General features: G+C 69.3%; 21 protein-coding genes and 1 rRNA gene. 7 read left to right on the top strand and 15 right to left on the bottom strand.

Annotation, left to right across the window (positions count from 1 at the left end; genetic code table 11):
* The 3 genes from ACJH71_RS21235 to ACJH71_RS21225 form a co-directional block, all read right to left on the bottom strand.
* Positions 1–452, bottom strand: a 16S ribosomal RNA gene (locus tag ACJH71_RS21235); the annotation flags it as partial.
* A 363-nt stretch (positions 453–815) separates the two neighbouring features.
* Positions 816–2,087: a tyrosine--tRNA ligase gene (gene tyrS, locus ACJH71_RS21230; protein ID WP_406759953.1), complete on the bottom strand. Its 1,272-nt coding sequence runs from the start codon at positions 2,085–2,087 to the stop codon at positions 816–818.
* A 17-nt stretch (positions 2,088–2,104) separates the two neighbouring features.
* On the bottom strand, positions 2,105–2,716 hold the full coding sequence (locus ACJH71_RS21225) for a DNA-3-methyladenine glycosylase (protein ID WP_406759952.1): 612 nt from the start codon (positions 2,714–2,716) through the stop codon (positions 2,105–2,107).
* A 69-nt stretch (positions 2,717–2,785) separates the two neighbouring features.
* Between ACJH71_RS21225 and ACJH71_RS21220 the strand changes: the two genes are divergently transcribed.
* From ACJH71_RS21220 to ACJH71_RS21210, 3 genes are read left to right on the top strand one after another with little or no spacing between them, the layout of a single operon-like run.
* Positions 2,786–3,544: an ABC transporter ATP-binding protein gene (locus ACJH71_RS21220; RefSeq protein ID WP_406759951.1), complete on the top strand. Its 759-nt coding sequence runs from the start codon at positions 2,786–2,788 to the stop codon at positions 3,542–3,544.
* Positions 3,478–4,308, top strand: coding sequence for an ABC transporter permease (locus ACJH71_RS21215; RefSeq protein ID WP_406759950.1), 831 nt, complete (start codon positions 3,478–3,480; stop codon positions 4,306–4,308). Before ACJH71_RS21220 ends, ACJH71_RS21215 begins: the two co-directional genes overlap by 67 nt.
* Positions 4,305–4,928 carry a TetR family transcriptional regulator gene (locus ACJH71_RS21210; protein WP_406759949.1) on the top strand — a complete coding sequence of 208 codons (624 nt, stop codon included), beginning with the start codon at positions 4,305–4,307 and terminating at the stop codon, positions 4,926–4,928. Before ACJH71_RS21215 ends, ACJH71_RS21210 begins: the two co-directional genes overlap by 4 nt.
* Here the strand turns inward: ACJH71_RS21210 and ACJH71_RS21205 are convergent.
* Both ACJH71_RS21205 and ACJH71_RS21200 read right to left on the bottom strand, forming a co-directional pair.
* Positions 4,894–5,121, bottom strand: coding sequence for a Trm112 family protein (locus ACJH71_RS21205; RefSeq protein WP_406759948.1), 228 nt, complete (start codon positions 5,119–5,121; stop codon positions 4,894–4,896). The two genes, ACJH71_RS21210 and ACJH71_RS21205, sit on opposite strands and share 35 nt — an antisense overlap.
* Entirely contained in the window at positions 5,118–8,102 is a 2,985-nt protein-coding gene (locus tag ACJH71_RS21200) for an acyl-CoA synthetase (protein ID WP_406759947.1), read from the bottom strand. Before ACJH71_RS21200 ends, ACJH71_RS21205 begins: the two co-directional genes overlap by 4 nt.
* 115 nt (positions 8,103–8,217) lie before the next feature.
* Between ACJH71_RS21200 and ACJH71_RS21195 the strand changes: the two genes are divergently transcribed.
* The gene (locus ACJH71_RS21195) at positions 8,218–9,999 is read left to right on the top strand and encodes an ABC-F family ATP-binding cassette domain-containing protein (protein ID WP_406759946.1); all 1,782 of its coding nucleotides are present in this window, start codon (positions 8,218–8,220) and stop codon (positions 9,997–9,999) included.
* Between the two features lie 33 nt (positions 10,000–10,032).
* Here the strand turns inward: ACJH71_RS21195 and ACJH71_RS21190 are convergent, their stop codons facing one another.
* The gene (locus ACJH71_RS21190) at positions 10,033–10,692 is read right to left on the bottom strand and encodes a M15 family metallopeptidase (RefSeq protein WP_406759945.1); all 660 of its coding nucleotides are present in this window, start codon (positions 10,690–10,692) and stop codon (positions 10,033–10,035) included.
* A 114-nt stretch (positions 10,693–10,806) separates the two neighbouring features.
* Between ACJH71_RS21190 and ACJH71_RS21185 the strand changes: the two genes are divergently transcribed.
* The 3 genes from ACJH71_RS21185 to ACJH71_RS21175 are packed head-to-tail and all read left to right on the top strand — an operon-like array spanning position 10,807 to position 13,736.
* Complete coding sequence (locus ACJH71_RS21185) at positions 10,807–11,586, top strand: siderophore-interacting protein (RefSeq protein ID WP_406759962.1); 780 nt, start codon at positions 10,807–10,809, stop codon at positions 11,584–11,586.
* Between the two features lie 10 nt (positions 11,587–11,596).
* Positions 11,597–13,102, top strand: coding sequence for a PPE family protein (locus ACJH71_RS21180; protein WP_406759944.1), 1,506 nt, complete (start codon positions 11,597–11,599; stop codon positions 13,100–13,102).
* Positions 13,080–13,736 (top strand): heme oxygenase (biliverdin-producing), encoded by a 657-nt coding sequence (locus tag ACJH71_RS21175; RefSeq protein ID WP_406759943.1) that lies wholly within the window; start codon positions 13,080–13,082, stop codon positions 13,734–13,736. The genes ACJH71_RS21180 and ACJH71_RS21175 overlap by 23 nt, the downstream gene beginning before the upstream one ends.
* Here ACJH71_RS21175 and argH read toward each other — a convergent pair.
* From argH to ACJH71_RS21130, 9 genes are all read right to left on the bottom strand, one after another.
* Positions 13,727–15,148: an argininosuccinate lyase gene (gene argH, locus ACJH71_RS21170; RefSeq protein WP_406759942.1), complete on the bottom strand. Its 1,422-nt coding sequence runs from the start codon at positions 15,146–15,148 to the stop codon at positions 13,727–13,729. The genes ACJH71_RS21175 and argH overlap by 10 nt on opposite strands.
* 91 nt (positions 15,149–15,239) lie before the next feature.
* Complete coding sequence (locus ACJH71_RS21165; RefSeq protein WP_406759941.1) at positions 15,240–16,439, bottom strand: argininosuccinate synthase; 1,200 nt, start codon at positions 16,437–16,439, stop codon at positions 15,240–15,242.
* 41 nt (positions 16,440–16,480) lie between these two features.
* Positions 16,481–16,969, bottom strand: a complete 489-nt coding sequence (locus ACJH71_RS21160) for an arginine repressor (RefSeq protein ID WP_406759961.1) — start codon at positions 16,967–16,969, stop codon at positions 16,481–16,483.
* Positions 16,966–17,892, bottom strand: a complete 927-nt coding sequence (argF, locus tag ACJH71_RS21155; protein WP_406759940.1) for an ornithine carbamoyltransferase — start codon at positions 17,890–17,892, stop codon at positions 16,966–16,968. Before argF ends, ACJH71_RS21160 begins: the two co-directional genes overlap by 4 nt.
* On the bottom strand, positions 17,889–19,064 hold the full coding sequence (locus ACJH71_RS21150; protein WP_406759939.1) for an acetylornithine transaminase: 1,176 nt from the start codon (positions 19,062–19,064) through the stop codon (positions 17,889–17,891). The genes argF and ACJH71_RS21150 overlap by 4 nt, the downstream gene beginning before the upstream one ends.
* Positions 19,061–19,936: an acetylglutamate kinase gene (argB, locus tag ACJH71_RS21145; RefSeq protein ID WP_406759938.1), complete on the bottom strand. Its 876-nt coding sequence runs from the start codon at positions 19,934–19,936 to the stop codon at positions 19,061–19,063. The genes ACJH71_RS21150 and argB overlap by 4 nt, the downstream gene beginning before the upstream one ends.
* On the bottom strand, positions 19,933–21,138 hold the full coding sequence (gene argJ / locus ACJH71_RS21140) for a bifunctional glutamate N-acetyltransferase/amino-acid acetyltransferase ArgJ (protein WP_406759937.1): 1,206 nt from the start codon (positions 21,136–21,138) through the stop codon (positions 19,933–19,935). The genes argB and argJ overlap by 4 nt, the downstream gene beginning before the upstream one ends.
* Positions 21,135–22,193, bottom strand: coding sequence for an N-acetyl-gamma-glutamyl-phosphate reductase (gene argC / locus ACJH71_RS21135; protein ID WP_406759936.1), 1,059 nt, complete (start codon positions 22,191–22,193; stop codon positions 21,135–21,137). The genes argJ and argC overlap by 4 nt, the downstream gene beginning before the upstream one ends.
* A gap of 126 nt (positions 22,194–22,319) precedes the next feature.
* Positions 22,320–23,762: a dihydrolipoyl dehydrogenase family protein gene (locus ACJH71_RS21130; RefSeq protein ID WP_406759935.1), complete on the bottom strand. Its 1,443-nt coding sequence runs from the start codon at positions 23,760–23,762 to the stop codon at positions 22,320–22,322.
* Positions 23,763–23,843 lie beyond the last annotated feature (81 nt).

Genomic DNA, 23,843 nt, shown 5'->3' with positions numbered 1-23,843 from the left:
TGGAGCTTCGCCGATACTGAAAGAGGTTTACAACCCGAAGGCCGTCATCCCCCACGCGGCGTCGCTGCATCAGGCTTGCGCCCATTGTGCAATATTCCCCACTGCTGCCTCCCGTAGGAGTCTGGGCCGTATCTCAGTCCCAGTGTGGCCGGACACCCTCTCAGGCCGGCTACCCGTCGTCGCCTTGGTAGGCCATTACCCCACCAACAAGCTGATAGGCCGCGGGCCCATCCCACACCGCAAAAGCTTTCCACCACACACCATGAAGCGCGTGGTCCTATTCGGTATTAGACCCAGTTTCCCAGGCTTATCCCAAAGTGCAGGGCAGATCACCCACGTGTTACTCACCCGTTCGCCACTCGAGTACCCCCGAAAGGGCCTTTCCGTTCGACTTGCATGTGTTAAGCACGCCGCCAGCGTTCGTCCTGAGCCAGGATCAAACTCTCCAAACAAAAACCATTTGGAAACAATCCCAAAACATCAGTCAAAAACTGACATCAAAAAAACGCCACACCCCCAACACGGGGCGCCAAAGGCATGGCAAAAACAACAACAAACAAAAACCACCAAACACACTATTGAGTTCTCAAACAACACGCCCGACTGAGCGCGCAACCTACCCGCGGTGTTTAACCGCTTGCAGGCCATGCGGACAGTCAGAATCCGTCGTGATTCTCTCGAATCTCTCCGGGGCGTCTCTGGGGCTTCCGTTTCCGGCGCTCCCTGCGACGTGGATTAAGTTACGCGAGGGGAATCTTAGAGTCAAATCCGCTGGTCAGGCCGATATTTCAAGATCAACCTGTGCCGACGGTCCCTCACGAGACCCGCTCAATACCCGCCACGTTGCGCTTGCCGCGGCGCAACACCAACCACCGGCCATGCAGGAAATTCTCGGGCTGCGGTGTCCATTCCTCGCTGTCGACGCGAACGTTGTTCACCGACACGCCGCCCTCGCCGACAGTGCGCCGGGCCGCGCCCCGACTTGCCGACAGACCGGTGGCGACCAAAAGGTCGACAATTCCGTCGGCGGCGCCGGGCTCCAGCTGCGCCACCGAGGTCTCCTGCAGTGCCGCCGTCAGGGTGGATTCGTCCAATCGGGTCAGCTCGCCCCGGCCGAACAGCGCCTGGCTGGCCAACTCCACCGCCTCGGTCGCCGCTTCCCCGTGCACCAGGGTGGTGAACTCCCGGGCCAGGGTGCGCTGGGCGGCGCGCTCATGCGGGCGCTCCGCGGTCGCCGCTTCCAACGCGGCCAGCTCCTCGGCCGACAGGAAGGTGAACCAGCGCAGGTAGCGGATCACGTCGGCGTCGGCGGTGTTGAAAAAGTACTGGTACCAGGCGTACGGGCTGGTCATCTCCGGGTCCAGCCACAGACTGCCGCCGCCGGTGGACTTGCCGAACTTGGTGCCGTCGGCGGCGGTGACCAGCGGCACGGTCAACGCGTGCACGGTCGCGCCCAGTTTCTGGCGTACCAACCGGACCCCGGCGATGATGTTGCCCCACTGGTCCGAGCCGCCGAGCTGCAGCGAACATCCGTACCGCTGCTGCAGCTGCACATAATCGTTGGCCTGCAGGAGCATGTAGCTGAACTCGGTGTAGGAGATCCCCTCATCGAGTCGGCGCCGGATGGTGTCGCGGTCCAGCATCACGTTGACGGAAAAGTGTTTGCCCACGTCACGCAGGAATTCCACCGCCGACAGCGGCGCGGTCCAATCCAGGTTGTTCACCACCACCGCACCGGTCGGGCCGTCGCCGAAATCGACGAAGCGCTCCAGTTGCCCGCGGATCCGCTCGGACCACTCGGCCACCGTGTCGGCAGTGTTCAGGGTGCGCTCGCCGCTGTCCCGGGGGTCGCCGATCAGCCCGGTGGCCCCGCCGGCCAGCACGATGGGCCGGTGCCCGGCCCGCTGGAATCGGCGCAGCGCCAGCAGCGGCACCAGGTTCCCGGCGTGCAGGCTGGGCGCCGTCGGGTCGAATCCGGCGTAAACCGTGATCGGCCCGCCCTGCACCGCAGCGGTCAGTGCATCCAGGTCAGTGGACTGGGCGATGAGTCCGCGCCAGTTCAGCTCGTCGAGAATCGTCGTCGGCATGGGTCGATTTTCCCGGATCAGTCCGAGGCGCCCGGCGCCGGTGCCCGCGGGCTGCGTCGGTACGCCGAAACCTCGGACGTTCCGGGCGCCCACAGCCGCCACGGTCGGTCGGCTGCCTGGCTGACTCCGACCCGCGGTCCGGCCTGTGCCGTAACCGGCCCGCCGAACCGCAGCCGGACCGGACTGCCCGGGTCGAACAAGTCAATTCCGTTGTCTTCCATAGTGATTCCGAGCGCCGAGCAGAGATTTCCCGGGCCCCGCGCCAGCGCCACGTCGGGCACCGCCACACCGCGGCGGGCTCGGGCCAGCGGCTCGCCCCGGTCCACCACCGCGGCCCGCAGCAGCACCGCGGCGGCCGTCCCGTCCGGACCGCAGACCACGTTGGCGCAGATGTGCATGCCATAGCTGCGGTAGGTGTACAGGTGCCCGGGCGGGCCGAACATCACCGTGTTGCGGGCGGTGGGACCGCGGTAGGAATGTGCCGCCGGGTCCGGCCACGGGCCGTCCGGCACCCCGCCGTAGGCCTCGACTTCGACGATCGTCGCGTCAACCCCGCGGCAGGTGAGGGTGGCGCCGAGCAACCGCTGGGCAGCCGCGAGCGGGTCCACGGCAAGCCGGCCAGCACTCACGCTCGGAGATTCTGCCTTGCCCCCCGGCGGCTCTTGACACGGCGTCGTGCCGGGCCGATTATTCATCACATGATGATTTCATCGCGTGATGAATTCTGGGGTTCGGGTCCGGCCGTCGCGATCGATCACCTGCGGGTGGTACGCGGTAAGCGGCCGGTGCTGCACGACCTCTCGGTGCGGATCGCCCCGGGCACCATCACTGGCCTGCTCGGGCCGTCTGGCTGCGGAAAGACCACGCTGATGCGCTGCATCGTGGGGACCCAGCTCATCACCGACGGCCGGGTCGAGGTGCTGGGCAGCCCGGCCGGCTCCCCCGTGCTTCGCCGCCTGGTCGGCTACATGCCGCAACAGGCCACCATCTACGACGACCTGCGGGTGATCGACAACGTGCGGTACTTCGCCGCCCTTGCCGGGGCCGACGCCCGCGACGCGGACGACGCGATCGAGGCGGTGGATCTGCAGAAGCATCACGGCGATTACTGCGCCAACCTCTCCGGTGGGCAGCGCGCCCGGGTCTCGCTGGCCTGCGCACTGGTCGGCCGGCCGGACCTGCTGGTGCTCGACGAGCCGACGATCGGCCTGGACCCGGTGCTGCGCGCCGAGCTCTGGCAGCAGTTCGCCGCGCTGGCCCGGCGCGGCACCACGTTGCTGGTGTCCAGTCATGTGATGGACGAGGCCGACCACTGCGGCGATCTGCTGCTGATGCGCGAAGGCTGGCTGCTGGCGCGCACCACCCCGAACCGACTGCGAGAGGAGACCGGATGTCGATCGATGGAGGAAGCGTTCCTGTCCATCATCCGGCGCACCACCGCGCCCCGAGCCCGGTGACCGGGTTCCTGCAGTTACGGCCGTTCGCGGCCACCACCCAGCGAATCCTGCGGCAGCTCGCCGGTGACCGGCGCAGCGTCGCGATGATCCTGTTGGTGCCCAGCCTGGTCATCACGCTGATGTATTTCATGTTCTCGGGCGCCGCACACCCGCCGGGCACGCCGTCGCCGTTCAACGCAGCCTGCCTGATCCTGCTGGGCCTGTTCCCGCTGTTCCTGATGTTCGTCATCACCGCGATCACCATGCAGCGCGAACGCGCATCGGGAACCCTGGAGCGCATTCTGACCACGCCGCTTCGCCGGATGGACCTGCTCGCCGCCTACGGGACGGCGTTCTCGATCGCGGCGGCCGCCCAGGCCAGCCTGGCGTGCGTGGTGGCGTTCGGGCTGTTGGGTTTCGACACCGTGGGCAGCCCGGCGTGGGTGTTCGGGATCGCGATCATCAACGCGGTGCTCGGTGTCGGCTTGGGCCTGCTGTGCAGCGCGTTCGCCCGGACGGAGTTCCAGGCCGTGCAGTTCATTCCGCTGGTGATGGTGCCGCAGCTGTTGCTGGCCGGGATCAGCGTGCCGCGCGCGGCGATGCCCGATTGGCTGCAGTGGGTGAGCAACGCCATGCCGGCCAGCTACGCGCTCGATGCCTTGCAGCAGGTGGGCACCCACCCCGAACTGACCGGAGTCGCGGTGCGCGACATCGTCATCGTGCTGGCATTCGCGGTCACGGCACTGGGACTGGCCGCGGTCACGCTACGGCGACGGACGCCGTGATGGCCACCGAGCCGCACAGCCGTAAGCCGGGCCGCCCGTCGGGTGCCTCCGACACCCGGGACCGGATCCTGGCCGCAGCCCGGGAACTGTTCGCCCGCAATGGTTTCGCGAACACCTCTATCCGGGCGGTGGCCGCCGAAGCGGGCGTCGACGCAGCGCTGGTGCACCACTACTACGGCACCAAGCAGCAGCTGTTCGCCGCTGCGGTCGAGCTGCCGATTGATCCGATGACGGTGCTGGGGCCGCTACGCGAGATGCCCGTGGAGCAACTCGGGAGCACACTGCCCGAACTGCTTCTGCCACTGTGGGATTCGCAGGCCGGCACCGGTCTGATCGCAGCGATGCGGTCCATGCTCACCGGAACCGAGGTGCCACTGGCCCGGTCGTTCTTCCGGGACATCGTGATCGCCGAACTCGCCCCGCGGATCGACGAACCGGCCGGATCCGGTGTGCTGCGTGCCGAGTTCGCCGCCAGCCAGTTGATGGGCGTCGTCGTCGCCCGCTACATCATCGGGCTGGAGCCCATCGCCTCGCTACCGGCCGCGGAGGTCGTGGCGATGATCGCCCCGACCCTGCAGCGTTATCTCACTGGGGATCTGCCGGGCCCGCTTGGGCGATGAGCAGAGCATGCTCGTCGTCGCCGACGGATTCGGCCTCGTCGATCAGCAGCACCGGGATGTCGTCGTCGATGCGGTAGGCCCGATGCAGGCGCGGGTTGTACAGCGCACCGGAGCCACCGGAACGCTGAACCAGCAGCAGCGGGCCGCGGTCGGCCGGGCAGACCAGGATGTCCAACAGCTCTCGGGCGATCACGGGCGGCCACCGGCCAGTTCGGCACGCACCGCGGCCGTCAGCCTTTTGAACTGCCGGGTGGTGGCATCGAAGTACCAGGCGTTGCGGCCGGCCTTGGGCAGCCCGGCCTCACGCAGCGCGCCCACCACCGGGCGGTACACCGTGCTCAGCGACAGATTCGGCACCAGATGGATGACATCGGGACCGACGCCGGACGGCAGCGCGGCCACCGCCTCGCTGAGGTCGGCGGCGGTGACCGAAGCGCCCGGTTGCACCGTCACCGCCGACACCACCAGGTCTGCCCCCTCGGTCGGCACCCGATAGGTCACCGCGAGGTCGACGCCGGTGACCGCACCGAGGGCATCGGTGATCACCACCGGGAACGCGATCCCCCGGGCGGTGCGGACGCTGGATGCGCGCCCGCCCACCAGCCAGTAGTCGCCGTCGGCGTCGCGCCGGAACAAGAACTCCGTGGAGATCCAGGTGTCGGCCGGGGCGAACACACCCCGCTTGACCGAGGCCGACGGGTCGATCGGTCCGCGCGGTTTGGCCAGCAGCACACCGACTTCGTCGGTCTCGGCGACCCGCACGAACCCCCGGTCGTCTTCCAGGATCAGGTCGTGATCGGTGTCGTAGGCGGCCAGTTCCACATCCACCGCGCCGGGCAGCGGGCGGCCCTTGCTGCCGACCTTGGCGCCGGAGACGTTGGCCAGCACGGCCTGACCGTCCTTGGTGGCGAAGAACTCGACGACGTGAGCCGGCGCGAACACCTCGGTGACCCGGTTCCAGAGGCCAACGGGCATACCGGAACCGATGAACAGCCGGACCGGATGGTTGCCCTGCAGGACGAAGTTCGGGTCGTCGATGACCTCGCCGAGCATCGCCCAGGTGTAGGACACCACGCTGACGCCGTACTGACGTACCTCGGAGACGAACCGGTCCGGGTTCAGGCCGCGCGACAATGCGATGCGGGCCCCACCGACCACCGCGCCGCCGAGGCTGACCAACAGCCCGGACTCGTGGTGCAGCGGCGTGAGGCAGTACACCGTGTCGTTGGGGCCCAGGGCCGCCGTCGACGCCGTGCCGAACGCCGAGAGCGCCCAGCGGAAGTTGGTGATCTGCTTGGCCACCAGCTCGCCGGCGGCATTGCCGAAGGCCACGAACGCCAGATCACGGGCGAAACCCGGGTTCGGCCGATACCAGCCGGGCAGTTCCACGGCGTCCGGATCGATCTGTTCCATGTCGATGACGTCGATGTCGGTCGGCAGATCCAGATCGCGGGCTTCACCACCGCCGAGAACCAGCACCTGGCAGTCCAATTCGCGGGCGGCCGCGCCGACCAGCTCGAGAGTCTCCGGGTCGACGATGATGTCGGAGATGCCGCCCAGGCCGGCCGCGGGCAGCATATCCCCGTCGGTCGGCATCAGCACGGCCACCGCACCCAGCCGGGACAATGCGGCGATCGCGACCAGGGCGCTGGGCCGGGTGGCCATCGCCACACCGACGTGGACGCCTTGGCGCACCCCGACGTCGATCAGGCCGCGGACGACGTTGTCGATGCGCTTGTTGACCGCCTCGTAGGTGTGCACTCGCCCGTCGAACAGCAGGAACTCGCCGTCGGGTGAGTCGGCGGCCTGCTCATCGATGATGCGGCCCAGCGAGATTCGGGTGTGGTCGTTGATCTGTCCGAGCCGGGCCAGCCGGGGCAGGGTGCGCGCGGTCTCAACGGCCATGGTGCGCACCGACTTCTGCGCCGCCACCATGGCGTCCGCGGCGCCGCGCGCCAGCGTCAGCGCGACCTCGGAGGCCTCCCCCAGTCCGTGCGCGATCCGCGATGTCATCGCGACGCCCCGCTTGGCGCCTTCGGACGGCTGCGCGGACATCAGCGCCACCCCCGGCGGCTGCGGGCCCATCCCGGACTGCCACAGCACCCAGCGAGCCACGGTCGGCCAGGTCAGTTCGGCGGCCTTGGAACCCACCACCAGACCGAAGTGCCCTGCCCGCAGCAGATACTCGAAGACCTTGGCATCGGGTGCGGCGCGGCGGATCCCGCGGACGGCCACCGGCTGCCCGATGTCATCGACCTCACCGACGAATGCCAGCACCGGGCAGGTGATGTCGGTCAGCGTGACCAGTTGACCGTTGATCGCGAAACCGCCGGTCATCATCCGGTTGTGGGCGATGAACTGCTTGAGCAGCTCGGAGATCGCCGGACCAGACCAGGCGATCCAGCCCTCGGACTCCAGGAACCGCCGCTGCGCCTCACGGGGCAGCAGGGCCTCCCGGTCGTGCAGCTGGCGCAGGAAGTCCATCCGGGCCTTCGCCGTCTTGAGCGGGTCCATCATCTGGAAGCCCAGGCGCGCCTGCCATCCCGAGATGTCCAGCCGGTTGAAGACGTGGTCGGCCATGAATCCGGCCACGCCGGAGGCCAGGTTGGGCGGTAGCCCCATCGGCAGCGCGGCCAGGGTGTCCACCGGCGAACCGAACGCGATGATGCTGGCGATGTTCTTCGAATGCCGGTATGCCCCGGTCTGATAGGCGAACATGCCGCCCTGGGAGTAGCCGGCCAGGTGCACGTCACGCCCGGTGGTCTCGGCGACGGTATCGATGGCCTGGCTCAGGCCGACGATGTGGTCGGCCAGGTTGCGGCGCATGCCGCCTTCGATCTGGTCCGGCGAACCGAAGTCGATCACCCACGGATCCACCCCGGCGTCGTGCAGGATGCCGACCGCGCCCTCATCGAGGGTGACGTCCCACATGTTTGCCGACATCATCATCGGGTGCACCAGCAGCACCGGCGGTCCGGGCTGCGGCTGTCCCGGCCGGCTGTCCGGCGGGAAGTACCGCCGCAGCTTGTACATCGGGGTGCTCTCGACGATCTGGAACGGTGACGGCACGGTCCCGGTCTCCAGGCCGCCCCAGCGCAGCACCTCCAGGCCGTTCTGTGCGGTGGCCATCAGCCACTCGACCGGCCGGGTGATGGCCGACAAGTTCAGATCCACCGCTGCTCCCCTACTTCGCGCACGATCCCGGAATGACGTGCACATTCTGGCACATCAGGGCCATACGTCCGGCTGGTTCACCATTCGCCAAGGGGCAGGCAGTACCGTTCCAGCGGTGGCACACCTGCTCGGAGCCGAGGCTCTTCACCTGCGGTACGCCACCGGTGTGGTGTTGGACTCAGTCACGCTCGGGGTCAACGACGGCGCCCGGATCGGGATCGTCGGCCGCAACGGCGACGGCAAATCGTCGCTGCTGCGACTGCTGGCCGGCGCCGCGACCCCGGATTCGGGCCGCGTCACCCGGCGCAGCGGTTTGCGGGTCGGGTTGCTGGACCAGGCCGACACCCTCGACCCCGACAGCACGCTGGGGACCTCGCTGGTCGGTGATCAGGCCGACCATGAATGGGCGTCGAATCCGCGAATCCGTGACGTGGTCGACGGCTTGGTCTCCGACATCGCCTGGGACGCAACCATCTCCGGACTGTCGGGAGGTCAGCGCCGACGAGTGCAATTGGCGGCCTTGCTGATCGGCGAATGGGACGTGATCTGCCTCGACGAGCCGACCAACCACCTCGACGTGGAGGGCATCACCTGGCTGGCGCGGCACCTGCAGCAGCGCTGGGCCCGCAGTTCCGGCGGCCTGCTGGTGGTCACCCACGACCGGTGGTTCCTCGACGAGGTGGCCACCACCACCTGGGAGGTGCACGACCGGATCGTGGAGCCGTTCCAGGGCGGCTATGCGGCTTATGTGCTGCAGCGGGTGGAGCGCGACCGGATGGCCGCGGCCAGTGAGGCCAGGCGCCAGAACCTGTTGCGCAAAGAGCTGGCCTGGCTGCGCCGGGGGGCGCCGGCCCGCACCTCCAAACCGAAGTTCCGCATCGAGGCGGCCAATGCGCTGATCGCCGACGTCCCGCCGCTGCGCAACGACGTCGAGCTGATGAAGCTGGCGACCGCGCGGCTGGGCAAGGACGTCATCGACCTGCTCGATGTGTCGGTCTCGTTCGACGGCCGCCCGGTGCTGCGCGACGTGGAATGGCGGATCGGCCCGGGTGAGCGCACCGGAATCGTCGGCGCCAACGGTGCCGGGAAATCCACCCTGCTCGGTCTGATCGCCGGCACGGTGGTGCCGGACAGCGGCCGGGTCAAGCGCGGCAAGACGGTGCGACTGGGCATGTTGGACCAGCAGTCGGCGGAGCTGGCGCCCCTCACCGAAGACCGGGTGGCCGACGTGCTGGGCCGGCTGCGCAACGACTACCAGGTCGACGGCAAGGAGATGACGCCCGCGCAGCTGTTGGAGCGACTCGGGTTCGGCAGCGCTCAGCTGTCGGCGCGGGTGGGCGAACTCTCCGGCGGCCAGCAGCGGCGACTGCAGTTGATGCTGACCCTGCTCGCCGAACCGAACGTGCTGGTGCTCGACGAGCCCACCAACGACGTCGACACCGACATGCTGACCGCCACCGAGGACCTGCTGGACTCCTGGCCGGGCACCCTGATCGTGGTCTCCCACGACCGGTATCTGCTGGAGCGGGTCACCGACAACCAATACGCGATTCTCGATGGGCAGCTGCGGCACCTGCCGGGCGGTGTCGACGAATATCTGCAGCTGGCCGCCGACGCGCGTCGGGCGCCGGCGTCGCGGCCCGCAGCTGCGGCCGCCGAGGGGCCGGGACCGCTGTCGGGGGCGGAACTGCGTGCGGCACAGAAGGATCTGGCCGCCGTCGATCGCCGGCTGGCGCGGCTGGCCGAGCAGATCGAGGCCAAGCATCATGAGCTGGCCGACTTCGACCAGTCCGATCATGTGGGCCTGGCCGAGCTCACCCGGGAGCTGAGGGCGCTGGAGGCCGAGGTGGCCGAGCAGGAAGGCCGTTGGTTGGAGCTCTCTGAGCTCGTGGAATAGCCGTTATCGGCGGCAGGTGTGACTTTCGTCGCGTCAGCGCCGCTCAAAGTGCTGGTAGTCCACCGGCGACTTCCAGTTGCCGCCCCAACGCCACCCGGCGTCGGTGAAGGCGCGGACTGCGGCGTCACCGGCATGCAGCAGGCCCGGCTCGATCCGACGGCGATCCAGGTAGACCCCGGCGTTGCGCGGCTCGAATTTGCCGTGGTCGACCGAGGGATTCAGCAGCGGGTTGACGTCGATGGCACGGCCGTAGGCGTGTAGCGCCCAGTTGCCCGAGCCCGGGATGCGCCGGCAGTTGAAGGCCGAGGTGTTGTTGTCCTCCATCGACAGCTCGTCGTCGCCGCCCCGATAGTGGGCCACCGGTTGCATCCGCTCGATCGGGAACTCCAGCCGGTAGAGCCGATCGAACACGGCGATGACCTGCGGAACCAGCTCCTGGTTCACGATCAACTCGCCGCGGTGCGGCCGGTCGTCGAAGCCGAGGTAGGTCAGCGTGACGCGCCGCAGTTGCGCAGGAGTGACCGGGCAGTCGCGGTGCCAGGTCGGGCCGAGCTCGGCGGCCGTGACGGCCGCGACGCTGGCGGGCTCGGGCGCGGCGTTGCGGGGCGAGGATGCCGCCGGCGCCGGGGTGGGTTCCGGCGGTGCGCCACCGGTGCACTGCGCCAGCAGACCGCAGAGCGCGATCGCCGTCACCAGGCGCCCCGCGGTCGAGATGTTTCGGCTGCCGTTGATCCATTCACGCTAGCGCAGCGCCGGATCTGCTACTGTCGCGCCTTAGGTAAGGCATGCCTAATTTAATTCGACTCACTGGAGACCCCCGTGGCACCGCTCCTCGATTCGTTACCCCTCGTCAGCACCCTGCGCGAGGCGCTGCTGCTGTCCGCAACCGTCGGCGAGATCGAACAGCTGACACCGACAATGCGCCGCATCCGATTCACCGGACCACGACTGCGAGGCCTGACCTGGACGCCGGGTCAGCATGTCCGTCTGCAGGTCGCCGGTCTGCTCGATTCGGTGCTGCGGCTGCATCCCCACGACGCCCTGCGCACCTATTCCATCTACGACGCGGATCCCGACGCCGGAACGCTCGACATCGTGATGTGCCACCACGGTTACGACCGGGACGCCGTGACGCCGGCCCGGCGGTGGGCGGCCGCCGCGTCGCTCGGAGACCACGTCGATTTCACCCGGCCGCAGGGCAACTTCGTCGTACGCCAGGACGCTGCCTACCACGTGTTCGCCGGCGATGAGACGGCGTCGGTCGCCTTCGCCGCGATGCTGCGCTCGCTGCAGCCCGACGCCCAGGTGTACGGCGTCGTCGAGGCGGCGACCGAAGCCGATCACCTTCCGCTCCCGCGGCCCGTGACCCGCCTCGAGCGCGGTGACGCCTCGGCGGCGAACTCCCCCGTTCTCGCCGACGCCCTGCGCAACCTCGACCTTCCCGACCACCCCGGCATCGCCTACCTCGCCGGTGAGGCCCGCACCATCCAAACCCTGCGAAAGATTCTGATCAACGAACGCGGCTGGGATAGACGCCGCATCCGCACCAAACCGTTCTGGACTCCCGGCCGTACCGGCATGGAGTGAACCAGCGACCATGACCACACCCATCTGGATGGCCTTGCCCCCCGAGGTGCACTCCACCCTGCTCAGCAGCGGGGTGGGCGCCGGGACACTGCTGGCCGCTGCCGATGCTTGGGCGGCACTGAGCAGCGAATACACTACGGCTGCAGCCGAACTCACGACAATCTTGGGTACCGTGCAGGCCGGCGCGTGGGAGGGGCAAGCCGCGGCGCGCTACCTTGCCGCGCACGCGCCCTACCTGGCCTGGCTGATGCAGGCCGGGGCGAACAGCGCCAGCGCGGCGGCCCAGCTCCAGACGGCGGCCGGCTCCTATACCGCGGCGCTGGCGGCCATGCCGACCGTCGCCGAACTGGCCGCCAACCGCGCGACGCTGGGCGTGTTGGTGGCGACAAACTTCTTCGGTATCAACGCGATCCCGATCGCGGTCACCGAGGCGGACTACATCCGGATGTGGCTGCAGGCCGCCTCCACCATGAGCATCTACCAGGCTGTCTCCGCGGCGACAGTGGCATCAACACCACAGACGGCGCCGGCGCCGCCTGTCCTCGATCCGGGCGTCGGTGAGGCGGGGTCCGCCGCCTTCACCGACCCCATCGAGGAATGGCTGTCGTGGTCCGAGCACTTCAGCAGCATGTACCGCATGCTCAAACAGGTACTCGCCGATCCGCTCGGCACCCTGGTTCAGGTCATCACGGATTTCGCGGCCGACCCGGCGGCGGCCGTTGCCACCTGGATGCCGTTGTTCTACCTGTTCGCCTACGCGGCTACCTTCGCCGTCTTGGGAACGCCGATCTACGCAGCGATCATGGGGCCGGCAGCAGCGTCGTCGGCGATTCCGATCGCATTGGGATTGTCGGGGCTCGCCAATCTGGCCCAGGTACCTGCCCCGGAGGTACCGCCCGTGATCACGCCGCAGAATCTGCCGGCTGCGGTCGCGGTTCCGACTCCCCCGGCGTCGGCGTTGTCCAGCCCTCCCGCTCCTGCTCCGGCGCCCGCAAGCACGGCCCCCGCACCGGCACCGCCGGTACCGAATCCGCCTCCGGCTACCGGCGCCCCGCCGCTGTACTACGCGGTGGCCGGCGGCGGCCCCGGCGTGGGCTTCGGCCCACCCATGCAGCAGCGAGCCGCGGAGGCCTCACGTCGTCCCAGGAGCGCGAGTGAAGCCGCAGACGCCGCGGCGGTGGCTGCGTCCGGCAGAAAGTCCAGGACGCGCAGACGCCGCGGAGCTGACGTCAAGGAGCGCGGCTACCGCTACGAATTCCTCACCGCCGACGACGAGGCGCCCCCTGCGCCGCACCCGGAACAACAGACCCGGGTCAGCGCGTCGGGCAGCGTCGCGCTCGGATCGACCGGCGCTGCGGCGCGGTCTGGACTGGCGGACCCGGCCGGACTCACTACGCTGGCGGAAGATGCATTCGGCAACGGGGCCACCACCCCGATGATGCCGGGAAGCTGGACTACCGAGAGCACCCGCGAAGAAGGGAACGGATCACAGCATGCCGCTGAAGGCCCCGGTTGACCCCGATGCCGTCCGATCGTTGTCCACCGCCATGCGGGAGGGATCGCAAGCGGCGCACGACGCCGCCGAGGCCTCGCCGTTTGTGTCAGAACTGATGGGCGGCAAGGTCAACGAACAGGGCTACGTCGACTACCTGTTGCGGTTGCGGATGGTCTACGCCGCACTGGAGGCCGCGATGCGGGCGAACCGCGACGACGCACTCGTCGCATCGGTGTACGACCCTGCGCTCGAACGGCTCGCAGCGATCGAGGCCGACCTGGAGTTCTGGGCCGGCGGAGCCGTCGCGGAGGTCGATTCGCCTGCCGCCCAGGCGTACTGCGACCGGATTGCCGCAGCCTCGAGCAGCGCCCTGCTGGCCCACCACTACACGCGCTACCTGGGGGACCTCTCCGGCGGCCAGGCGATCGGACGCGTATTGGACCGCACGTTCGAGCTCGGCGGCGCCGGCCTGTCGTTCTATGAGTTCCCGGTGCGCGCCAAACCGTACAAGGACGCCTACCGTGTCCGCCTCGACGAGCTCGGGCTGGAGCCCGACGAAATCGCTCGCGTGGTCGATGAGGTCAGGTTCGCGTTCGGACTGAACCAGGACTTGTTCGACGAACTGGCCGACAACCTGGCGTCGTACTACCGCTGATCTCCGGCGGTTCGACGGCGCGCCTGGCTGACGGCTTCGCGAACCGCGTCCAGCTGCTCGGCCACCCGCACCGGCGCGGTTCCGCCGCGCGCGTCACGGGATGCCACCGACCCCTCGACCGTCAGCACCTCGCGCACCTGCGGGGTGAGGTCCGGGCTGATGGCGGCCAGCTCGGCGTCGGTCAGCTCGTCCAGGCCGACGCCGCGCTGCTCGGCGGCCTTCACCGCCGCACCCGCCGCCTCGTGGGCGATGCGGAACGGAACTCCTTGGCGCACCAGCCATTCGGCGATATCGGTGGCCAGGGTGTAGCCGGCCGGCGCCAGCGCGGCCATCCGCTCGGTGTCGAACCGCAGGGTGCCGACCAGGCCGGCCATCGCGGGCAACAGCAGCTCCAGCTGAGCCGCCGAGTCGAACACCGGCTCCTTGTCCTCCTGCAGGTCCCGGTTGTAGGCCAGCGGCTGGGCCTTGAGCGTCGCCAGCAGGCCGGTCAGGTTGCCGATCAACCGGCCGGACTTCCCGCGGGCCAGCTCGGCGATGTCGGGGTTCTTCTTCTGCGGCATGATCGAGCTGCCGGTCGACCAGGAGTCGTGCAGCACGGCGTAGCCGAATTCCGTTGAACTCCACAAGATGATGTCTTCGGCCAGCCGGGACAGGTCGACGGCGATCATCGCGAACACGAACGCGGCCTCAGCGGCGAAGTCGCGGGCGGCGGTGGCGTCGATCGAGTTGTCCGCGGCGGCGGCGAAGCCGAGTTCGGCGGCGATGGCGTCCGGGTTCAGGCCCAGCGACGAGCCGGCCAGTGCACCCGACCCGTACGGCGAGACCGCGGCGCGGGCGTCGAAGTCGATGATCCGGTCCACGTCGCGCAGCAGCGGGTGGGCGTGCGCCAGCAGGTGGTGGGCCAACAGCACCGGCTGCGCCGACTGCAGGTGCGTCTTGCCGGGCATGATCGCACTGGGGTGGGCGCCCGCCTGGTGGGCCAGCGCCTCGACCACATCGAGCACACCGGCGGCCACCCGGCGCACCGCGTCACGCAGCCACATCCGAAACAGCGTGGCCACCTGATCGTTTCGCGAGCGTCCGGCGCGCAGCCGGCCACCCAGATCGGGCCCGACCCGGTCGATCAGGCCGCGTTCCAGTGCGCCGTGCACGTCCTCATCGGTGACCAGCGGCCCGAAGCTGCCGTCGGCGACGTCTTCGCCGAGGCTGTCCAGGCCGGCCAGCAGGCCGTCACGCTGGTCGTCGGTGAGCAGCCCGGCGCCGTAGAGCACCTTGGCGTGCGCCTTGGACGCGGCCACGTCGTAGGGCGCCAGCACCCAGTCGAAGTGGGTGGATTTGCTCAGCGCCGCCAGCGCGTCGGACGGTCCCTCGGCGAACCGTCCGCCCCACAGGGATCCCTCGTTGGTGCTCACCGCTCACCCCCGCCGAGTGGGAATTCCACGACGCCGCACCGGCGTGTTGCGTCGTGAGATTCACACTCGCGGTGGAGTGACGCCGCGAGCGTCACGAGCCCAGGTCCCGGCGGGCGGAGATCTTCGAGCTCAACCCGTGGATCTGGACGAAGCCGCGCGCCGCGGTCTGGTCGAAGGTGTCGCCCTCGTCGTAGGTGGCCAGGTTGAAGTCGTACAGCGACTCCGCGCTGCGCCGGCCGTTGATGATGATGCTGCCGCCGTGCAGCACCAGGCGGATGTCACCGGAGACGTGCTGCTGGGTGTCCTCGACGAATACCTCCAGCGACCGCTTGAGCGGGCTGAACCACAGGCCGTCGTAGGTGAGCTCGCCCCATTTGCGGTCCACGCCGCGCTTGTAGCGGCCCAGTTCGCGTTCCAGGGTGACGTGCTCGAGCTCGGTGTGCGCGGTGATCAGCACCATCGCGCCCGGCGCCTCGTAGATCTCGCGGCTCTTGATGCCCACCAGCCGGTCCTCGACCACGTCGAGCCGTCCCACGCCCTGCGCGCCGGCACGGGTGTTGAGCTCCTGGATGATCTCCAGCACGCTGAGCGGGCGACCGTCGATCGCCACCGGGCGGCCCTTGTCGAAGCTGATGATCAGCTCGTCGGGGGCGTTGAAGTTGACCGTCGGGTCCTCGGTGTAGTCGTAGACGTCCTTGGTCGGGGCGTTCCACAGGTCTTCGAGGAACCCGGTCTCCACCGCACGGCCCCACACGTTCTGGTCGACCGAGAACGGCGAGCGCTTGGTGACGTTGATCGGGATGGCGTTCTCCTCGGCGAACGCGATGGCCTTCTCACGGGTCCAGGCGTAGTCGCGGACCGGGGCGATGACATTCAGTTCGGGCGCCAGCGAGGCGAAGCCGACCTCGAAGCGGACCTGGTCGTTGCCCTTGCCGGTACAGCCGTGCGCGACGATGGTGCCGCCGTGGCTCCGCGCGGCATCCACCAGGTGCTTGACGATCAGCGGCCGGCTGATGGCCGAGACCAGCGGGTAGCGGTCCATGTAGAGCGCGTTGGCCTTGATGGTCGGCAGGCAGTACTCGTCGGCGAACTCGTTGCGGGCGTCGACCACGACGGCCTCCACCGCACCGCAGTCCAAGGCCCGCTGGCGCACCACTTCCATGTCCTCGCCGCCCTGGCCGAGGTCAATGGCGACGGCGACCACTTCGCGGCCGGTCTCCTTGCCGATCCAGCTGATCGCCACCGAAGTGTCCAGGCCGCCGGAATACGCCAGGATGACGCGTTCGGACATTCGAGTTCTCCTTGCTTTGTGTTGCTGTGTGCTTGTGGGTGTTACTGCAGGTCGTTGAGGGTGGCGGCGAGCTCGGCGCCGGTCATCGGCTCGCGGGCCGCCACGAAGATGGTGTCATCCCCGGCGATGGTGCCGACGACGTACGGTAGCGCGGCCCGGTCTATGGCGCTGGCCAGGTAGTCCGCCGCTCCGGGCGGGGTGCGCAGCACGGCCAGATTTCCGGTGGCGTCGGTGGACACCAGCAGCTCCCCCAGCAGCCGGCACAACCGGTCGGTGCCGCCGGAGACGGCGCGCACCGGACTGCCGTCTTCGGGCACCACGTACACCCCGGCTCCCCCGTCGACACCGCGCAGTTTCACCGCGCCCAGCTCTTCGAGGTCGCGGGACAGGGTGGCCTGGGTGACCTCGATGCCGTCGGCGGCCAGGATGGTGGCCAGCTCGGTCTGGCTGCGCACCGCGGCAGAGGACAGCACCTCGACGATGCGGGCCTGCCGGCCCACCCGGGTGACGGTGCTGTCGGCTCGGCTCATCGTGACCGTTCCAGCAACCACACCAACAGCGCCTTCTGCGCGTGCAACCGGTTCTCGGCTTCGTCCCACACCGCGCTGCGCGGCCCGTCGATCACCGAGTCGGTGATCTCGTCGCCGCGGTGCGCCGGAAGGCAGTGCAGCACCGTGACTTCCGAATCCGCGAGGCCGACGAGTTCGTCGTTGATCTGGAACGGCCGAAACGGCGCCACCCGGTCCAGGCCGTCGTCCTCCTGGCCCATCGAGGTCCAGGTGTCGGTGACCAGGACGTCGGCGCCGGCGGCGGCCCTGGCCGCATCGGTGGTGAGCGTGACCGAGGCGCCGGTGTCGGCGCCGCGCTGCTTGGCGGCCGCAACGACGGCAGGGTCGGGGGTGAAGCCCTCCGGGGCGGCGACGGTGACGTGCACTCCGGCGGTCACCCCGCCGAGCATCAGCGAGTGCGCCATGTTGTTGGCGCCGTCGCCGAGATAGGTCAGCTTGAGCCCCTTGAGCGCACCTTTGCGCTCGGCGATGGTCTGCAGGTCGGCCAGCACCTGGCAGGGGTGGAACTCATCGGAGAGCGCGTTGACGATCGGGACCGTGGCTGTGGAGGCCATCGCGGTCAACCGGTCCTGGGCGAACGTGCGCCACACGATGGCGTCGACGTAGCGCGACAGCACCTGCCCGGTGTCTTCCAAGGTCTCGTCGCGGCCCAGCTGGGTGGACCGGCCGTCGACGACGACTGCGTGCCCACCGAGTTGGGCGATGCCCATCTCGAAGGAGAACCGGGTGCGGGTGGAGTTCTTATCGAAGATCACCGCGACACCCCGCGGGCCCTCCAGCGGCCGGCGGCTGAACGGCTCGGCTTTGAGTTCGGCGGCCAGCGAAAGGATCTCGGCCTGCTCGGCCGGGGTGACATCGTCGTCGCGCAGGAAGTGTCGGATCATGACGCAGCCTCCTGGGCGGTGTCGAGGATGCCCGGCAGGGCGGTGATGAAGCTGCCGATCTGCTCTTCGGTGACGATCAGCGGCGGCGCCAACCGGACCACGCCCGCCGCGGCGGCGTTGACCAGGAAACCGGCCTCGCGGGCGGCCAGTTCGACGGCCTTGGCCTTGGGCTCGGTGAGCACCACCCCCTGCAGCAGGCCCTTGCCCCGGACGTGGTCGACCAGCGGATGGCCCAGTTCCTCGATGCCGTGGCTCAGCGTCTTGCCCAACGTGGCGGCCCGGGCGATCAGGTCGCCGTCGGCCAGCGCCCGCAGCACCGCCAGCGCGGCCGCGGTGCACACCGGGTTGCCGCCGAAGGTGCTGCCGTGCAAGCCCGGGGTCAACAGGTCACCGGCCGCACCGACCGCCAGGCAGGCGCCGATCGGCAGCCCGCCGCCCAGGCCCTTGGCCAGCGTGATGATGTCCGGGGTGATGCCGTCGTGCTGGTGGGCGTAAAAGGCGCCGGTGCGCCCGATCCCGGTCTGCACTTCGTCGAGCACCAGCAGGGCGCCGTGGGCGGCGGTGATGCCGCGGGCCTCGGCCAGGTAGCCGGCCGGCGGGGTGACGACGCCGCCCTCCCCCATGATCGGCTCCAGGAACACCGCGGCGGTGGCCGAATCGACCGCCGCGGCCAGTGCCTTGGTGTCGCCGTAGGGCACGTGGGTGATCTCGCCGGGCAGCGGCTCGAACGGCGCCTGCTTGTCGGGCTGTCCGGTCAGCGCCAGCGACCCCATGGTCCGGCCGTGGAAGGCCCCTTGGGCGGCAACGATCTTGGTCTTGCCGGTTAGTCGGGTCATCTTGAACGCGACCTCGTTGGCCTCGGTCCCCGAGTTGCAGAAGAACACCCGCGCCGGCGCGCCGAGATGGTCGACCAGGCCCTCGGCCAACGCGATGCCCGGCTCGGTCGCATACAGGTTGGAGGTGTGGCCCAACGTGTTCAGCTGGGTGGTGACTGCCTCGATCACCGCCGGGTGGCGATGGCCGAGCACGTTGACCGCGATGCCGCCGAGCAGATCGACGTAGCTCTTACCGGCCTCGTCGGTCAGCACCGCGCCCTCGCCGCTGACCAGTGCCAGCGGCGGGGTGCCGTAGTTGTTCATCATCACCGCTTGCCAGCGGTCTTGGAGTGTCACGGGTTTACCACCTTGGTTCCGGTGCCGGCGTGAGTGAAAAGCTCGACCAGCACGCAATGTTCGACGCGGCCGTCGATGATGTGGGCGCTGGGAACCCCACCGCGGACGGCGCGCAGGCAGGCTTCGACTTTGGGGATCATGCCGGATTCCAGGCTCGGCAGCAGTTGCTCCAGGGTCGCGGTGTCGATCTCACTGACCAGCGAATCGCGGTTGGGCCAGTCGGTGTAGAGGCCGTCGACGTCGGTGAGCATCAACAGCTTCTCCGCCTGCAGCGCTTCGGCCAGGGCGGCCGCGGCGGTGTCGGCGTTGATGTTGTGCACCACCCCATCGGGGTCGGGCGCCAGGGTGGAGACCACCGGAATCCGGCCTGCGGCAATCAGGTCCAGCACCGCGGCGGTGTTGACCTGGTCGACGTCGCCCACCAGCCCGATGTCGGTGGCGACCCCGTCGACGTTCACGCTGCGCCGCACCGCGGTGAACAGCGCGGCGTCCTCTCCGGTGATGCCTACCGCATACGGGCCGTGGGCGTTGATCAGGCCGACGAGTTCGCGACCGACCTGGCCGAACAGCACCATGCGCGCCACGTCGAGCACTTCGGGTGTGGTGACCCGGAATCCGCCCTTGAAGTCACCTTCGATGCCGAGCTTCTTCAGCATGGCGCTGATCTGCGGCCCACCGCCGTGCACCACCACCGGGTGGATGCCACAGTTGCGCAGGAAGGCCATGTCGGCGGCGAACGCGTGCTTGAGGGTGTCGTCGGTCATGGCGTTGCCGCCGTATTTAACGACGACGATCTTGGAGTGCAGCTGCTTGAGCCACGGCAGGGCCTCGGCCAATACCTGCGCTTTGACGGCGGTGGTGAGTTCGGTCATGAGCTGTACGCCGAGTTCTCTTCGACGTAGGCGTGCGACAGGTCGGTGGTGCGCACCATGGCCTGCCCACTGCCGAGGTTGAGTTCCACCGTCACGTGGATGTCCGCCCCGGACAGGTCGACTTCCCGGGCACCGGGCATCGGCGTGCCGCCGGAGAACACCGGGGAGCCGTTGAACGACACCGTGATCCGGTCCGGGTCGATGGTGAACGGCACCATCCCCACGGCGGCCAGCACCCGGCCCCAGTTGGGGTCCGAGCCGAACAGCGCGGTCTTGACCAGGCTGTCGCGGGCCACGATCCGCGCGGCGATCAGGGCGTCGGCGTCGCTGGCGGCGCCGCTGACGATGATCGCCACCCGCTTGGTGACGCCCTCGGCGTCGGCCTGAAGCTGGGCGCACAGGTCGTCGCAGACCGCCAACACCGCGGCGTCGAGCTCGTCCTGGCTGGGGGTGATCTCGCTGGCGCCCGATGACAGCAGCAGCACCGTGTCGTTGGTGGAGCAGCTGCCGTCGATGTCGAGCCGGTCGAAGGTCACCGCGGTGGCCCGGCGCAGGGCGCTGTCCAGCGCCGCCGCGTCGACCTTGGCGTCGGTGGTCAGCACCACCAGCATGGTGGCCAGCGACGGCGCCAGCATGCCGGCACCCTTGGCCATGCCGCCCACGGTCCAGTCACCCTTGTGGTGCAGCGCAACCTGTTTGGGGACGGTGTCGGTGGTCATGATGGCGCGGGCGGCTTCGTCTCCGCCGACCAGGCCGCCGGCCATGGCCTGCACCACCTCGGTGACACCGGTCAGCAGTTTGTCCATCGGCAGCCGGTCACCGATCAGGCCGGTGGAACAGACCGCCACCTCGGCCGCCCCGGTCTCGGTGCCCCACTCCGACAGCGCCGTCGCGACCGCTTCGGCGGTGGTGTGGGTGTCCTGGAAACCGCCCGGGCCGGTGCATGCGTTGGCACCGCCGGAGTTCAGGATCACCGCCCGCAGCCGGCCGGCCTTGAGCACCTGCCGGCTCCACTGCACCGGCGCGGCCTTGACCTGGTTGCTGGTGAACACCCCGGCCGCGGCGTAATCCGGGCCCTCGTTGAACACCAGCGCCAGGTCCGGATTTCCGGAAGCCTTGATGCCGGCGGCGATTCCGGCCGCCCGGAAGCCTCCGGGCGCGGTGACGCCCTGCTCGCGCACCAGCCGAACGTTGTCACTCACGGCGCCACTCCTACGACGGAAAGTCCTTCGGTCTCCGGCCAGCCCAGCGCCAGGTTCATCGCCTGCACGGCCGCGCCGCCGGTGCCCTTGACCAGGTTGTCGATCGCCGCGATCGCGATGAACGTCGAGGCGTCCTCGTCGACCGCGACCGCCAGGTGAGCGGCGTTGCTGCCGATCACCGATCCGGTCTTGGGCAGCTGGCCTTCGGGCAGCAGGTGCACGAACGGCTCGTCGTGGTAGGCCTTTTCGTAGACCTCCCGCAGTTCCGGCAGCGACGCGGTGGTCTTGGCGGTGCAGGTGGCCAGGATGCCCCGGGATGTCGGGATCAGCACCGGGACGAATGCGACGCTGACGTCGCGATGGGTGACCGCGCGCAGCCCTTGGCTGATCTCCGGGGTGTGCCGGTGGGCGCCGCCGATGTTGTAGGCCCGCGCCGATCCGATGACCTCCGAGCCCAGCAGGTCGACCTTGGCGGCCTTGCCGGCACCGGAGGTGCCGCTGACGGCGACCACGGTGACGTCGGGTTCCACCAGTCCGGCGGCGACGGCCGGGAACAGCGCCAGCAGCGCCGCGGTCGGGTAGCAGCCCGGCACCGCGATCCGCCGGGCGTTGATGAGTTTGTCGCGGCCGCCGGGCAGCTCCGGCAGGCCGTAGGGCCAGGTGCCAGCGTGCGCCGAGCCGTAGAAGCGTGCCCAGTCGGTCGGGTCGCCCAGCCGGAAGTCCGCTCCGCAGTCGACCACCAGGGTGTCGTCGTCGAGCTGTTCGGCCAGTACCGCCGAATGTCCGTGCGGCAGACCGAGGAACACCACGTCGTGTCCGGACAGGGTGTCGACCTCGGTCGGTTCCAGGACGCGGTCGGCCAGTGGCACCAGATGCGGGTGTTGTTCGCCCAGGGTGCTGCCGGCGTTGCCGGCGGCGGTCAGCGCGCCGATGCTGAGCCGGCCGTCGGCGTAGGCGGGGTGCCCGAGCAGCAGCCGCAGGATCTCCCCGCCGGCGTAGCCGCTGGCACCGGCCACCGCCACTTTGATCGCTTTGGTCACTGGACGATTCTGCATGACTATGCGTGTAGATGCAAACTAATTACATCTGCTCCCGCGAGCGTGCGTGTTTGCCCCGCAACCTGCGGCGTGTCGCGTACAACTACGCACCGTCGCCGCCCGGCGATTGACGGTAGCCGACCGTCAGATCGACCCGGCATCGCGGTAGGCCTCCAACAGGCGCAGCCAGATCTCGCTGATCGTCGGGAAGCACGGCACGGCATGCCACAGCCGGCTGATCGGCACCCGGCCGGCGACGGCGATAGTGGCCGAATGCAGCAATTCGGCCACGCCGGGGCCGACGAACGCCACACCGAGCAGGACCAATTCGTCGGCGTCGACCACCATGCGTGCCCGCCCGCGGTAGCCGTCGGCATGCAGCTTGGCGCCCGTCACCGCGTCACCGATCTCCACGTCCACCACCTGCACCCGGTGGCCGGCCCGCTCGGCCTGCTGGGCGGTGAGCCCGACCGCGGCCGCTTCGGGGTCGGTGAAGAAGACCTGCGGCACCGCGTGGTGGTCGGCGGTGGCGGCGTGCACGCCCCACGGCGCGGTGTCCAGCGGTGTCCCGGCGGCCCGGGCTCCGATGGCGGCGCCGGCCACGCGCGCCTGATATTTGCCCTCATGGGTCAGCAACGCCCGGTGATTGGCGTCGCCGCACGCGTACAGCCATCCCTCGTCGACGGCGCGCACCCGCAGGGTGTCGTCGACCTCCAGCCAGTCGCCGGGGGCCAATCCCACCGTTTCCAGCCCGATGTCACCGGTGAGCGGGGTGCGCCCCGTCGCGAACAGCACCTCGTCGACCTCGAGCTCGCTGCCGTCGGTCAGCTCCAAACGCACCGGACCGTCACCCGCACGCGCCAGCTTGGCGACCGAGACACCCGTGCGCACATCGACACCCGCGTCGGCCAGCCCGCGAGCGACGTATTCGCCCACGAACGGCTCCATGCGTGGCAACAACCCCGAGCCGCGCACCAGCAGTGTCACCGCCGAGCCCAATCCCTGCCAGGCGGTGGCCATTTCGACACCCACGCCGCCGGCCCCGACCACGGCGAGGCGGCCGGGCACCGACGCGGCCTCGGTGGCTTCGCGATTGGTCCAGGGACGGGCTACGGCCATCCCGGGCAGATCCGGCAGGGCCGCGCGGGTTCCGGTGCAGACCACGACCGCGTGCCGGGCGGTCAGCATCACGTCGCCGCCGTCAGTAGCGACGACCACCCGTCGTGGCCCGTCCAGGCGGCCGTGGCCGCGTACCAGCGTGGCGCCGATCGCATCGATCCAGTCGGCCTGCCCGGAGTCGTCCCAGTCCCCCACATAGTGATTGCGGCGCCCGAAGACCGCGGCGGCGTCGATCGGCGAGCTGACGGCTTCGCGGGCGCCGTCGACCCGACGGGCGTCGTCTAGGGCGAGCACCGGCCGCAGCAGGGCCTTGCTGGGCACGCAGGCCCAATACGAACACTCACCGCCGGCCAGTTCGCGTTCAACGATCGCCACACTCAGCCCGGCGGCGCGGACTCGATCGGCGACGTTCTCCCCGACCGGTCCGGCGCCGAGGACGACGACGTCGTAGGTTTCGGGCTCGTGCATCGAGTCGACCCCCTCGAGGTTCATGCTGCTGGCGCGTGGCGCCTCTCAGCATGCCCGAGCACAGGGGTTCGCGGTAGCCCG

Origin of the sequence: Mycobacterium sp. SMC-15 (assembly GCF_045310925.1) — a bacterium.
GTDB lineage: Bacteria > Actinomycetota > Actinomycetes > Mycobacteriales > Mycobacteriaceae > Mycobacterium.
Note: the sequence above shows the minus strand (reverse complement) of the source record. Positions and strands in the feature narration are given on the sequence as shown.

Coding starts and splice junctions, on each gene's coding strand:
- tyrS (WP_406759953.1), bottom strand. CDS start 2,087: ATGCCGACGACGATTCTCGACGAGCTGAACTGGCGCGGACTCATCGCC.
- ACJH71_RS21220 (WP_406759951.1), top strand. CDS start 2,786: ATGATGATTTCATCGCGTGATGAATTCTGGGGTTCGGGTCCGGCCGTC.
- ACJH71_RS21215 (WP_406759950.1), top strand. CDS start 3,478: ATGTCGATCGATGGAGGAAGCGTTCCTGTCCATCATCCGGCGCACCAC.
- ACJH71_RS21180 (WP_406759944.1), top strand. CDS start 11,597: ATGACCACACCCATCTGGATGGCCTTGCCCCCCGAGGTGCACTCCACC.
- ACJH71_RS21175 (WP_406759943.1), top strand. CDS start 13,080: ATGCCGCTGAAGGCCCCGGTTGACCCCGATGCCGTCCGATCGTTGTCC.
- ACJH71_RS21165 (WP_406759941.1), bottom strand. CDS start 16,439: ATGTCCGAACGCGTCATCCTGGCGTATTCCGGCGGCCTGGACACTTCG.
- ACJH71_RS21160 (WP_406759961.1), bottom strand. CDS start 16,969: ATGAGCCGAGCCGACAGCACCGTCACCCGGGTGGGCCGGCAGGCCCGC.
- argF (WP_406759940.1), bottom strand. CDS start 17,892: ATGATCCGACACTTCCTGCGCGACGACGATGTCACCCCGGCCGAGCAG.
- argB (WP_406759938.1), bottom strand. CDS start 19,936: ATGACCGAACTCACCACCGCCGTCAAAGCGCAGGTATTGGCCGAGGCC.
- argC (WP_406759936.1), bottom strand. CDS start 22,193: ATGCAGAATCGTCCAGTGACCAAAGCGATCAAAGTGGCGGTGGCCGGT.
- ACJH71_RS21130 (WP_406759935.1), bottom strand. CDS start 23,762: ATGCACGAGCCCGAAACCTACGACGTCGTCGTCCTCGGCGCCGGACCG.